The following is a 12,757-nucleotide window of genomic DNA, read 5'->3' as shown; positions in this document are numbered from 1 at the left end:
GCCAGGATAGAAAACAGAAAATACACCCGCCGCACATGAAACGTACAGACGGATGTATCTTGTTACAAGGATATATTTAATTATTTTGGAGCCTGGTCAGAAGGTAGTAAACCCAAGAATGAGCTGCAGTTTATACAAAATGCCTTTCAGGAAGGTGGTCTTCTCCTGGAACTCTTCCAGATTCAGAGTGAATTCGGCATCTTCATTTGTCCAAATGCGCTTGAAATAATTCGCAACGTTTAACGTAAACTTGTTGTCTGCCGGAGCTGCAATCCACACATTGTTCTCCAAATTGTAGTCATTCAGATTCCGGGGAGTGAAGTTGGTTGAGCCGCCGAGCACGATATGATCTCCAGCAGCTTTGTCAATATACATCATTTTGGTATGGTACTGTTCCTTGGTCGTGTTATACCAGCGAATCTGGATTTTGCCATTCGATTTACCATGTAATTCCGCTGCTACAGGACGATTAGGAATGCCGATCTTCTCCTGACCAAAGGCGTTTTCGTTAGGGTCAAGTACAAGCCGGATATCGGTTCCTCGCTCCGAGGCATCCAGTAAAGCCTCCAATACTTTTGGTGAAGCGATGTAGAACATCCCCATCCAAATGGTATCCCCTTTTCCCACCTGGCTCAGCTCATCCAGCAAGGCATCATTGACTTTGCCTTCGGTCACATAACGAAGGCGAACAGGCCGATCATTTTCATCGGCTTCCTCGGAAGACGGAGTGTGGGAGATTTCGTCATAGACAGGGAGCTGGCCCCCGCCCGATATATCTACAACAGCTTGCTCCGATTGAATGATATCTCCAATGATCGGGCCGGTAACCTCAAAGCCAATGTTGGAGTGATAAGCGCTAGGATCATGAATGTTACCTGATGATACAATAGCTGTTTTTTCGCTGAGAACAACCTTGCGGTGATTGGCCTTTACATTCAGCAATTTCAGATAGGAACGTAATGTAACATCCGGGCCATCTGTCGCCATCAGGTTAGGAATCCAGCCTTTACCGGACTGACCGAACCACTGGAAGAACGTACGCCAGACTGCGGAATATACCGGTGTAGAATCACGTAGTGGATCAACATTAGTGATGACGACATGAATATCGGCTTGTTTCATCTGTTCCAGTAGCGGATTGGGGGCCGAGTTATAGTTGGTGTTCACTTCATCGGTAATGAACCAGATGTCCATATCGGGATGTTGCATTTTCTTGGCAAGGAGTGCATCAGTAAACTCCTGGCTGACAGGCGGAAAGTTCTGTCCCTTGTGTTGATAATTGTTGAACAGAAACATATCCACCAGGACAAATTGCTCGGCATCCTCAACCACCTGTTTCATCCGCTGAAAAATCTGCTGTTCATGCTGCATCTGTCCGTCGGCAGAAGGGTACGTGAGGTCATGAAGGAACTCGACATTCTTCACCCGATATTCTTGACTTTCATAAGAGATGCCTGGTGGTAGCGGTTTATAGGTCTGGTAGAGCATAACAGCAATAAACCATAGGATAAGTAGTGCAATTGCTGTGCGTATGTATGGGAATTTGCCGCGGGAAGATTTGCGGTCAGAGGTATGGCGGCGCAATGGGAACAATGTTGGACTCCCCCTTTCTGTACTTGCTGACGTTTATTACCACAGGTGTAGCGATGTTGACGCAGGAGGCAGAATTCGGATGTTGTATGAGAATCATGAGAGTTTTACAGGCGAATCATGCAATTTGGATTGGATGAATCGACAGCTGTAGGGTCGTTGTGTATAATGAACGTATTATTTTTGTAGAACGTTTATGGAGAGAAAGTAGGTAATCACGTGTATTCCATCAAACAAGTCGCTGCCATGCTGGGCATTCAGGCGGTCACGCTCCGGGCTTGGGAAAATCGTTATGATGCGGTTACCCCTGAGCGGACAGAGTCGGGTTATCGCATGTACACGGAAGAGAATGTAGCGGATCTGCGCTGGCTAAAGGAGCAGATTGATCAGCATCAGGCCAATATCTCCGAGGCTGTACGTATGTTGAAGATCAGGAAAGCTAAAAGGCCTGATTCTTCTTCACCTGCGCCGATGGTGCCCCCAGTACCCGTGATGGAAGAAGCTCATGCACAGATGGCCGATCAGATCTATGATTCCCTCTATCATTTTCAGGGCGAGCGTGCCAACGGTTTGATTGATTTTGGTTTCACGATGTACGGATATGACAGCATGTTCTACCATGTACTCGTACCGATCCTGGTTCGGGTTGGAGACGCATGGGAAGCAGGACGTGCGACGGTAGCGCAGGAGCATTTCATGACGCAATTGATCTCCCAGCGGTTTTATCAGTTTTTCCATCTGTTCCCGATCTATCCGCATCTGCCCAAAGTTCTTGCTCTCTGTCCGGAAGGGGAACATCATCAGGTTGGTTTATTGTTGTTCTCTTTATTTATGCGCAAAAATGGAGCGGAAGTCCTGTATCTCGGGGCCAATACGCCGGAAGAAGGGGTATTTCCGATTCTCCGTGAGCAGAAAATCAAACTGGTCTGTCTTTCGATTACGAGCCCCGGACTTGTGGAACCTTGTGATCAGCTGATTGACCGAATTCGGGACGAGTTCCCTCATATCCGTTTTGTGCTGGGCGGCAAAGGGTTTGAACGTGCTAAGCACGCTCGTCACCCGGAATGGATTATGCCTGAAGATTCGGCAGACTGGCAGTCCTGGATTGAACGGGAGTATTTTACGGATCGGCCACCAGGTGCCTAACAAGTGAGAGGATAACAATTGAACATAAGGCGAATGTTGATGGAATAGACTCATATAGGACATCCTTTGATCCAGCGATCAAGGGATGTTTTTTTATGGATTATATAGATCTTTAACGTGTAAAAAACAATTAATTTGACCCGCGGGTCATTTTATGTTTTACTTGTCGTATAATATTTGTACACGATTTGTATAATGTTTTTGAGTTTACCCGATTAAAGTGTTTCGTTGCGGTTTAATAATAGTTTAGGGGCTTGAGAACTAGAGATAGTCCTACATAGAAAGGTGAGTGGCATGATACCGAATCAACAACGCAAACGTGCAGCCGTCATTGGCGCAGGCCCGGGTGGGCTTGCAGCAGCCATGTTACTGTCCGGTCAGGGATATGAGGTTGATGTATACGAGAAACAGCCAGCCATTGGCGGACGATCTTCCCGTCTGGAGCTTGGTGAATATAAGTTTGACCGCGGGGCTACCTTTTTGATGATGCCTCAGTTGATTGAAGAGATGTTTGATGTGGTCGGACGCAAGCTCTCGGATTATGTAGATATGAAAGAACTGACCCCGCTGTACGCTTTGAACTTTGGAGATAAGGTGTTCACGCCTTCACGCAATCGGGAGGATACAGCAGCGCAGATCAAAGAGCTGTTCCCCGGCAATGAAGAGAATTACCTCCGGTACATGCGGGACGAAGAAGTGAAGTTTGGCAAAGTGATGCCACTGCTCCGCCGTCCGTTTGGCAAACTCACCGATTATTTACGTAAAGATGCGATTACGGCTCTACCTAAACTTGATATAAATAATACGGTTTACGGCATTCTTTCCCGGTATTTTACCGACGAACGTCTGCGCTGGGCGTTTACATTCCAGTCCAAATATTTGGGGATGTCCGCATGGGATTGTCCAGGAACATTTACGATCTTGTCGTTCATCGAACACCAATATGGACTGTTCCATCCAATCGGCGGCGTGAATCGGGTATTCCAGGCGATGGCGGATGTTGTTGAGGAGAATGGCGGACGCATTCACACCCGTACACCGGTGAAACAGGTTATTGTTCGCAATGGTCGCGCCGAGGGTGTACTGCTTGAAAACGGCGAACGGATCGAAGCGGACCATGTCGTGCTCAATGCCGACTTTGCCCATGCAGTGAACCATTTGTTCGAACCTGGCGTACTTAAAAAATATACACCCGAAAAAATGAAACGGAAAAAATATTCCTGTTCCACGGCCATGTTGTATCTCGGTGTAGATGGTGAGATCGACCTGCCACATCACTCGATTTATTTTCCGGAAGATTACCGGGTGAATGTAGACGAAATTACCAAGCACAAAATTTTATCGGCAGATCCGTCTCTATATGTTCATAACCCATCCAGGCTCGATCCGACACTCGCTCCGGCAGGAAAATCTGCACTTTATGTGCTGATGCCAACACCAAACCTTACGGGAGACATCGATTGGGAGGCGGAACGAGCGAAGGTGCAAGAAGACATGTTGAAGCGGCTCGAAGCGATTCCAGAACTGGCAGACATTCGTGGCCGGATCGAAGAATGTATGCTGTTCACACCGCTGGATTGGCAGAATGAGCTGGATGTATACCAGGGGGCAACGTTTAATATGGCACATAATCTGGGCCAGATGATGTATCTGAGACCGCATAATCAGTTTGAGGAATTGGAACGCGTTTGGCTGGTGGGTGGAGGTACGCACCCGGGTAGCGGCTTGCCGACAATCTTTGAATCGGCGCGAATCAGTGTCAGATTGATTCAGGAAGAGGATGCACGAAGACGTACCAAGCCATCCTCCTACGTGAAGACTGCCCAAGCCGGAGGACAATCATGAAGCGGGCAGCTGTTGTAGGTGCCGGGATTGGAGGGCTTACCTCAGCGTTGCTGCTGAACCGTCAGGGATGGGATGTTACCGTGTACGAGCGAGGCTCTCGCGTAGGCGGACGGATAGCTTTTGAACAGGAAGGGGAATACCGGATCGATCAGGGGCCAACCATTGTCCTCCTGCCCGAGATGTTGCTTGGCATTTTGGAAGAGGCCGGTGTGGATCGCTCCAAAGTCGAGCTGCTACGCTGTGACCCGTTATACCGGGTGCATTATCACAGCGGACGTGTCATGACCAAGAAGACAGACCGGGCAGAGCAGACCGCCGAGATTGAACGGTTGTTCCCGGGAGAAGGCCGAGGATTCAACAGGTTTATGAAGGATATGGACACGTTGTTCCCCGCAGGCCGGGCAGCGTTTCTGGAACAGATGTTTCCGCGCAAAAGGGACTTCTTCACCCCTTCGCTCATGTCGCTTATGGGCAAGCTGCGTGCACACAAGAGTGTGCGGAAGGCCGTTGGGGATTATTTTGAACATGAAGAATTGCTCGATGCGTATTCGCTGCAAAGCTTGTATATCGGTGGATCGCCCTTTGGTACACCTGGGATTTATTCATTGCTTCCTTACGCCGAGCACGAATATGGCATCTGGATGGTGAAGGGCGGTTACGCGGCTCTGCCCGCTATTCTGGAGCAGGAACTGCTCTCTCGCGGCGGGAAGATCAAGCTGAACACGGAAGTCACTGGACTGGAGATCCGCAATGGAATATGCGAGGGGATTGAAACGGCTGATGGTGCTGAAAAGGTGGATGCCGTAATCTATAACGGAGATTTTCCGAATTTGAGCGGGCTGATGAAGCAGGTACCGGAAGCACCCGTGAAACGTAAGCCGTATCGCCCTTCATCGGGATGTGTGCTGATTTATGCCGGAGTAGATAAACGGTGGGAGGATGCCACAACGCATCAGTTTTTCTTGCCACCAAGCCTGGATGGTAGCTTGCGCCAAGTTTTCAACGAGCGGCGCATTCCCGCGAAGCCATCGTTTTACGTCTTCAATCCGGCTGCAGTGGACGAGACCGCTGCACCTTCAGGGCGGAGTGTACTGTATTTCCTCATTCCGGTACCGGACGCAGAAGGCGTGAACTGGGAACAAGAGAGTGAAGCGCTGGCAGAACGTGTGCTGGAAGAAGCAGAAGAACGAGGATTCCCGGGACTCCGTGCAGCATTGCAATGGAAAAAAGTACGTACACCTGCTGACGCCGCGCGTGATGGCTTATACGGTGGAGGAAGCTTTGGCATTGCACCTGTCCTGTTTCAGTCGGGTGTGTATCGACCGCAGCCCAAACCGTTCTCGAAGATACAAGGTTTATATGCTGCCGGAGCATCGGTACATCCAGGAGGCGGCGTGCCCATTGTCATGCAAGGCGCTAGGATGGCTGTCAATCAACTCATGAAGGAGATGGGGAAATGAACGAAGCGATTTTAAGCAGGTGTGAAGAGTTGATGCAGAAGGGCTCCTCGTCTTTTTATCAGGCGTTTAAGGGCCTGCCCAGTCCCCGCCGCGAGGCGGTATATGTCATCTATGCGTTTTGCCGCATGATTGATGACAGTGTGGATGAGCCGGAGCAATCAACGTATACGATCCATGAAATTCGTGAATTATTTGAACACCTCGAAGAAGCGGAGGGGCACTTTATCTGGCCGGCACTGAGATGGCTGTTCAGCAGCTTCCCTCATCTGGACAAAGGCCCGTTTTTTCGTCAGATGGAGGGCCAATTAACGGATCTGGAAGTGACCCACTATACAACGCTAGAACAGCTGGAGCACTATTGTTATCTGGTTGCCGGAACCGTAGGCGAGATGCTGCTACCTGTGCTCCGTAATGATAACGGAGCGGAAGTAGCGATGAATGGTATCGCACTAGGCAAAGGCATGCAGATTGTGAACATTATTCGGGATGTGGGTGAAGACCGGGCCAGAATGCGCCGTTATGTACCGCTGGAGATTATGGAGAAACACGGATACTCCGAACAGGACTGGGAAGACGGCATTGTGGATGAACGATTTATCGCCATCATTCAGGATCTGAAAGCAGCAGCGCTGAACTGGTTCCGGATCGGCATGGATCGTCTGGACACCTATCCGGTTGAAAGTGCCTTTTCGATTGAGTTAGCCGCGGCCTTCTATTCAACGATCCTGCACGCCGTGGAGCGTAACGACTACGATGTGTACACGAAACGAGCATATGTCAGCGATGAATTGAAACTGGAGATGCTGGGCGCGATTGTGAAACGGTATCCGATGCTGGCGTATCAAGCTTCCCGAATGGCGGTATCCTGATGGTTCAGTGGGTGTACTGGGTATGGTACGCCATTGGTGCCATCCTCATGCTTACGATTGGTGTGCCTGAGGCGTTATCCTTCTCTAATGGGCTATTTCTTGTATTCTACGCGTTGTATGTGCTTGACCTTATATATCAGCAACATCGCCGATCTGACCTGTCCGACCAGTCAGTCAAGTGGCTACGGCCCGACCTCTGGATATCGTCCTTCATCATCTGGCTGGGCGGTATGGGTGTGGAATGGATCGGTGTACATACACACTGGCCTTTTGGCGAGTATGCCTATTCCGACTTCTTCGGAATCCATCTGTTCAGTGTACCGGTAACACTTGGATTCGCCTGGATCGCAGTCGTTGGCAACTCGGCGCTGATTAGCGGCGGTGGATCGACCTGGGGTGGGAAGTTGGTGCGAGCCCTCAAAACGGGATTTTGGGCAATTGTGCTGGATTTTGTACTCGATCCTGTAGCTCATGCAAGAGGATTTTGGGAATGGCAGGCTCCAGGAGGGTTCTACGGTGTTCCGTGGACAAACTACATCAGCTGGTTCATTATGGGAGCATTTCTGTCTCTCTTTTTGCCGGCCATGCCGAAGGATCGACATTCCCTACTGCGGGCAAAATGGTTGTACCAACTGTTTATCCTTCTGTTTGGCCTGCTTGCGCTAAAAGAAGGCATAACAGGCAGTTTCATCATTGCCATCGCAGGTGTGCTGCTTGCCGAGGGGAGCTGGCTGTATGATTCGCGCCGTAAAGTCCAAAGCGTTTGACCGAGTCTTCTCGCTGTACAACCATTATTATTTGTTGCGTAGACGTTTTCGTTCGTTTACGCTCTCGGGTTCACTCGATCCACAAATCGTGGATCGTAAGGGCTTGGATGGAGTGCTGCCTATAGCGCCGGATCAGCCCGTGGTCTATTTTATGAACCACAGCTCATGGTGGGATGGACTGCTACTGTATCATGCCGCGAAGCAAACTTCGCGCGGGGATCATTATGTGATGATGGAGGAGCGGCAGCTTCGGCAGTATGCTTTTTTTCGCAAACTCGGAGCGTATTCAATCAACAAGGACAGTGCATCGGGTGTGCGGACATCGTTGCAATATACGAATGAGCTGCTGGCTTCTGGCAAAAGGGTCTGGATATTCCCGCAGGGTGAAATTCTGCATCAGGAGGCTCGGCCGATTCAGTTTCGTCCGGGCATTGGACTCGTGCTCCGTCGTTTTCCGCATGCTATTGCTGTGCCAGTTACCTTATGTCATGGCATGGTTCAGCATGACCTGCCGGAAATTTCTATGAAGGCTGGCTTGCCGATTGTGGAAGATTGGAAAACGTGGAAAAGTGAAGAGATTGCTCATCGGCTGGGACGTGTGCTGGAGCAACAACTGAATGATCATAGAGCAACGTTGATTCAGCTTGGACAAGGAAGTCTGCCAGATGCACAGCCTCTGATTCGGGGAATTCGCTCCACTAGTGAAAAATACGATGCGGCACGAAAGCAGGTGAACCGATAAGATGAATGAGAGTATGAATGCATCTGAGATATTGTGGATGTGTCTGGTGGGAGGGTTGCTACTGCAATTGCTCTTTGCGGTGTGGAATGCCGCTTGCCTGCCCAAAATACGATCATTCCATAAGGTGAATATCGTGCCATCCGATCAGCTTGTTTCGGTATTGATCCCCGCGCGAAATGAACGAATACATATTGAAGCATGTTTGGAAAGTGTGCTTGCCAGCGATACGAAGGGTTTTCGTATGGAAGTGCTGGTACTGGACGACCGCTCCGAAGATGAAACCGCCGCTTTGGTTCAGGCGATTGCCGAGCGAGACTCACGCGTACGTTTGCTTCGGGGTACTGAACTACCTGCGGGCTGGATGGGGAAATCCTACGCCTGTCACCGATTGGTTCAGGAAGCCCAAGGAGACTGGTTTATGTTTGTGGATGCGGACGTTCGGGTCAAGCCGGATGCCATTCGGCAGACTTTTGCTGCCGGGTGCGCGCAGGGCGGCGGGCTGGTCACCGGCTTCCCGTACCAGGTGGCGAAGACCTGGATGGAAAAGCTTGTTGTGCCCATGATGATGTTTACGATCATCAGCCATCTTCCTATTTTTATGATACGCAGATCGGCAAGTCCGATGTTTGTCGCCGCTACGGGGGCTTTTTTGCTTATTCATCGAACAAGTTATGAAGCATCCGGCGGTCATGCAGCGATTCAAGGGCATCTGGTGGACGACATGAGTCTCGCCAAAGCAGTGAAACGTGCCGGTCATCCCGTGATGCTGGCGGATGTCCATGATGTGACGAGTACGCGGATGTATCAGAACGGTGCAGAAGTATGGAACGGATATAAGAAAAATATGTATGAAGGCATGGGACGCAAGGACGTGCTGTTGCTTGGGACGATGCTGATGTACTTTGTGATGTATATTGTGCCGCCGCTGGGTCTGGTTATAGGGCTATTAACGGGCAGTGAAACGTCATTTCTCTATGGTTTCATAGGCACATTGCTTGGCATGGCCGTAAAACGGGTATCCGATCATATCGGAGGTCAGCCGTGGTGGCTGGCTCTTTTTCAACCGATCAGCATGGCGTGTGTGATTGCTATTGGTCTGGCCTCATGGCAGGCAGGTCGATCTGGTAAAGGGTATGTATGGAAAGGCAGGCGTTATAGCTGATGCAGAGTGTACAGGAGAACGGAAATGGTGACGGTTCAGAAGATACAGAGAGAGACCAAGGTATAGGAGAAGGTAGTAAAGGGGCAGGAATGTTGCTGGGAAAAGAGATGAAAATGGATAACGGGCACCGGGCGGAGGCCTCAAACGGGAACTTGAAACAGGATGTCATTATAATCGGGGCAGGCTTCGGCGGTCTATCCTGTGCGATTCGCCTTGCTACGGCGGGCTTGCGAGTAACCATTCTGGAGCGTCAGGCGCATGTGGGCGGCAAGTTGCAACAGATCCAGCAGGACGGGTATCATTTTGACCGCGGGCCGAGCACGATTACGATGCCGGATGCGTTTCGCTCGGTTTTTGATCAGGCAGGCGTGGTGATGGAGAACTATGTGCAGTTGTACGAGCTTGAGCCTAGAACACGTAATGTTTTTGCGGATGGAACAGTGGTCGATCTGTCTAGAAATCGCGGCTGGATGAAAGAGCAGATTGCTGTGTACAGTCCGGAGGATGCCTTGCGTTATGATGCGTTTATGGATGAATCTGCCGCATTGTATGCGGAGGCGAATCGTCATTTTCTCGGTAAGTTGCTACTAAATCCGTCTGATAAATACAACCTCCAGATGTTGCGCAGTCTGCTTCGGGTGCGGCCTACAGTCAGGCTGGATAAGTTGCTACGCAGGTATTTCAGCCATCCACACACACTCGCCATGTTCGGACGGTACGCCACGTATGTAGGATCATCTCCGTATCTGTCGCCTTCTATTTTTGCCATGATGGGTCATGTGGAAGCAGAGGTGGGCATCTACGGGGTCAAAGGCGGAACGTATCAGCTGATTGAAGGCATGACCCGGCTTGCGCAGGAAAAAGGCGTGCAGATTCTGACGGGTGTAGAAGTGCATCAGATCGTGACTCGGCATGGCAAGGTGATCGGCGTGGATACGGATCGGGGCTTTATGGAAGCAGAACAGGTCGTGGCTAATGGAGATGTGCTTAGTGTAAACAGGTTACTGCTCGCGCCGGAGCATCGGAAACGAATGAGTGATGCCCGGATTGCCAAGTACGAACCTTCCATCTCAGGATTCGTAACCCTGGCGGGAGTGCGCAGAAAGTACGATCAGTTATTACATCACACGGTCTTTTTTCCAGAGCAGTATAAGCTGGAGTTTGATGATATTTTCTGTGATCGCAGGATGCCTTCAGATCCAACGATATACATCTGTTACTCGGGTTATTCCGAAGCAGGTATGGCTCCGGAAGGGGCCAGCAATCTGTTCATTCTGGTGAATGCACCGTATTTGTCTCAAGCGTGGAACTGGGAAGAGCAGAAATATCGTTACGGTGAGTTTGTGCTGGAACAATTGGAGGCGCGTGGTATTGGCGGGTTGATGCAATCGGAAGTGTTAATTTGTTACACACCGCAACATATTGAACGGGATACACTCGCTCATCAAGGGTCGATCTATGGCATTTCCTCCAATTCGGTGAAACAGACTTTTATGCGACCAGGCAATCAGAGCAAAGATGTTCAAGGGCTCTGGTACGTTGGCGGTACAACCCATCCTGGCGGCGGAACCCCGATTGTTACGCTGTCCGGCCAGCTTGTGGGGGAGCGACTTGCAACGGAGCTGGGAAGGTAGAGCAAGCGCGTGGAGAACCAGGTGTGCTGGAACTTGATGAATTTGATGAATTGAATAAGGCAGACCGGGGCTGACAAGACCCTAATGAGGTGAAACAGCTGCTCTGATATTGGACTGAGTTCGAACAAGTAATGCAGGGTTCAATCGTGCAGAATAGTTGTTTTGAGGCTGCAAAGAGTTGCACAAGTGCTCTGAAACCCTGACAAAATAGCGTTTGAGATGATGGGGTTTTGGAGTGTCCTTTCAATAGGTTGAGAGGAACGGTATACTGGATAGAGTTGTCCATTGCAACCGCATTTTACATAGAAACAAGAGGTACAGAGCAACTCAGCATGGGGTAGGGAACAGGAAGCATAACAACGCAGATGAGCCTACCCTGCACATCATTCTCACATAGGAGGTCTCATCATGAACGAACAAGAGCGAGCCGGCAGACGGCTGCTGCCCGAAGTGGCAACGGGAGAACGGAAGCTGGAGCACGTGCGCCTCTGTCTGGAGGAGAATGTGGCAGGAGAAGGCATAACGAGCGGACTGGAGAAGTATGCGTTTCGTCATCATCCGCTGCCGGAGCTGGATTTTGAAGAGGTGAATCTGGACACTTCGTTCCTTGGCAAAAAAATGCGTACACCCTTGCTCATCAGCTCGATGACAGGTGGAAGCAAGACCACAGGCGCGATCAATGAGCGCCTTGCACGGGTAGCGAACGCCAGAGGCTGGGCGCTCGGCGTAGGCTCGATCCGGGCTGCCGTAGAGCAGCCGGAACTCGCAAGCACATTTGATGTCCGCCGCTGGGCACCGGACATCCCGGTCATCGCGAACCTGGGCGCGGTTCAGCTGAACTATGGCTTCAGCACGGCTGATTTCCAGCGTGCCGTGGATATCGCCGGCGCGGATCTGCTTGTGCTGCATCTGAACACGCTGCAGGAAGTATTCCAGCCCGAAGGCAATACGAACTTCAGTGGTCTGTACCAACGAATCGAGAAATTGTGTCGTGAGCTGGACGTGCCTGTCGGTGTTAAGGAAGTTGGTTTTGGCATCGATGGTGTGACGGCACAGCGATTGTACGAAGCAGGCGTAGCCTTCATCGATGTGGCTGGCGCAGGTGGTACAAGCTGGGTACAGGTGGAGAAGTATCGCAACAATAACCCGGTACGCCGGGCGGCTGCTGAAGCTTTTGCCGATTGGGGCATTCCGACAGCTGAATGCATCCAGGATGTGCGGGCACTGAACCCCGATGGGGCGCTGATCGGTAGCGGCGGACTGTACACTGGCGTGGATGCTGCCAAAGCATTCGCGCTCGGTGCTGACCTCGCAGGTTTTGGTCGCTCCTTGCTCGAATCCGCCGTCACCTCCGACGAAGCACTGTCCGAGCGGCTGGAGCAGGTCGAATTCGAGCTACGCACCGTCATGTTCGGCATCGGCGCAGGCAGCGTTGCAGAGGTGAAGCGGACAGAACGTCTGGTTGAGCGGCGGTAATGTTGTTGGGGTCGGGCGACATGGATGCCGAGGACTCAGAGTGCGGAAGCGAAGGTTAGTGAGCGG

10 protein-coding genes are annotated in these 12,757 nt (G+C 50.9%); 9 read left to right on the top strand and 1 reads right to left on the bottom strand.

Going from position 1 to position 12,757, the window contains the following annotated elements; all coding sequences use genetic code 11:
- Window positions 1-96: 96 nt before the first annotated feature.
- On the bottom strand, window positions 97-1,593 hold the full coding sequence (locus MKY23_RS25855) for a phospholipase D family protein (protein ID WP_261764620.1): 1,497 nt from the start codon (window positions 1,591-1,593) through the stop codon (window positions 97-99).
- Between the two features lie 216 nt (window positions 1,594-1,809).
- Here MKY23_RS25855 and MKY23_RS25850 point away from each other — a divergent pair, with 216 nt between their 5' ends.
- The 9 genes from MKY23_RS25850 (at window position 1,810) to fni (ending at window position 12,691) form a co-directional block, all read left to right on the top strand.
- Window positions 1,810-2,736: a MerR family transcriptional regulator gene (locus tag MKY23_RS25850; RefSeq protein ID WP_090922795.1), complete on the top strand. Its 927-nt coding sequence runs from the start codon at window positions 1,810-1,812 to the stop codon at window positions 2,734-2,736.
- 294 nt (window positions 2,737-3,030) lie between these two features.
- A complete protein-coding gene (gene crtI / locus MKY23_RS25845; RefSeq protein WP_339833164.1) occupies window positions 3,031-4,581 on the top strand; it encodes a phytoene desaturase family protein in 1,551 nt (516 codons plus the stop codon).
- Window positions 4,578-6,041 carry a phytoene desaturase family protein gene (crtI, locus tag MKY23_RS25840; protein ID WP_339833162.1) on the top strand — a complete coding sequence of 488 codons (1,464 nt, stop codon included), beginning with the start codon at window positions 4,578-4,580 and terminating at the stop codon, window positions 6,039-6,041. Before crtI (MKY23_RS25845) ends, crtI (MKY23_RS25840) begins: the two co-directional genes overlap by 4 nt.
- Window positions 6,038-6,910: a phytoene/squalene synthase family protein gene (locus MKY23_RS25835; protein ID WP_154959382.1), complete on the top strand. Its 873-nt coding sequence runs from the start codon at window positions 6,038-6,040 to the stop codon at window positions 6,908-6,910. The genes crtI (MKY23_RS25840) and MKY23_RS25835 overlap by 4 nt, the downstream gene beginning before the upstream one ends.
- Window positions 6,910-7,677 (top strand): carotenoid biosynthesis protein, encoded by a 768-nt coding sequence (locus tag MKY23_RS25830; protein WP_339833159.1) that lies wholly within the window; start codon window positions 6,910-6,912, stop codon window positions 7,675-7,677. Before MKY23_RS25835 ends, MKY23_RS25830 begins: the two co-directional genes overlap by 1 nt.
- The gene (locus MKY23_RS25825; protein WP_339833157.1) at window positions 7,646-8,419 is read left to right on the top strand and encodes a lysophospholipid acyltransferase family protein; all 774 of its coding nucleotides are present in this window, start codon (window positions 7,646-7,648) and stop codon (window positions 8,417-8,419) included. The genes MKY23_RS25830 and MKY23_RS25825 overlap by 32 nt, the downstream gene beginning before the upstream one ends.
- A gap of 1 nt (window position 8,420) precedes the next feature.
- On the top strand, window positions 8,421-9,581 hold the full coding sequence (locus MKY23_RS25820; RefSeq protein ID WP_339833155.1) for a glycosyltransferase family 2 protein: 1,161 nt from the start codon (window positions 8,421-8,423) through the stop codon (window positions 9,579-9,581).
- A gap of 113 nt (window positions 9,582-9,694) precedes the next feature.
- Window positions 9,695-11,215 carry a phytoene desaturase family protein gene (gene crtI / locus MKY23_RS25815; protein WP_339839710.1) on the top strand — a complete coding sequence of 507 codons (1,521 nt, stop codon included), beginning with the start codon at window positions 9,695-9,697 and terminating at the stop codon, window positions 11,213-11,215.
- Between the two features lie 408 nt (window positions 11,216-11,623).
- On the top strand, window positions 11,624-12,691 hold the full coding sequence (gene fni / locus MKY23_RS25810) for a type 2 isopentenyl-diphosphate Delta-isomerase (protein ID WP_154891332.1): 1,068 nt from the start codon (window positions 11,624-11,626) through the stop codon (window positions 12,689-12,691).
- Window positions 12,692-12,757: the final 66 nt, after the last annotated feature.

Source organism: Paenibacillus sp. FSL R7-0272 (assembly GCF_037969905.1).
GTDB lineage: Bacteria > Bacillota > Bacilli > Paenibacillales > Paenibacillaceae > Paenibacillus > Paenibacillus polysaccharolyticus.
The sequence above is the reverse complement of the archived record's forward strand: the minus strand, read 5'-3'. Positions and strand labels throughout refer to the sequence as shown.

Coding starts and splice junctions, on each gene's coding strand:
- MKY23_RS25830 (WP_339833159.1), top strand. CDS start 6,910: ATGGTTCAGTGGGTGTACTGGGTATGGTACGCCATTGGTGCCATCCTC.
- crtI (WP_339833164.1), top strand. CDS start 3,031: ATGATACCGAATCAACAACGCAAACGTGCAGCCGTCATTGGCGCAGGC.
- MKY23_RS25825 (WP_339833157.1), top strand. CDS start 7,646: ATGATTCGCGCCGTAAAGTCCAAAGCGTTTGACCGAGTCTTCTCGCTG.
- fni (WP_154891332.1), top strand. CDS start 11,624: ATGAACGAACAAGAGCGAGCCGGCAGACGGCTGCTGCCCGAAGTGGCA.
- MKY23_RS25820 (WP_339833155.1), top strand. CDS start 8,421: ATGAATGAGAGTATGAATGCATCTGAGATATTGTGGATGTGTCTGGTG.
- crtI (WP_339839710.1), top strand. CDS start 9,695: ATGGATAACGGGCACCGGGCGGAGGCCTCAAACGGGAACTTGAAACAG.
- crtI (WP_339833162.1), top strand. CDS start 4,578: ATGAAGCGGGCAGCTGTTGTAGGTGCCGGGATTGGAGGGCTTACCTCA.
- MKY23_RS25835 (WP_154959382.1), top strand. CDS start 6,038: ATGAACGAAGCGATTTTAAGCAGGTGTGAAGAGTTGATGCAGAAGGGC.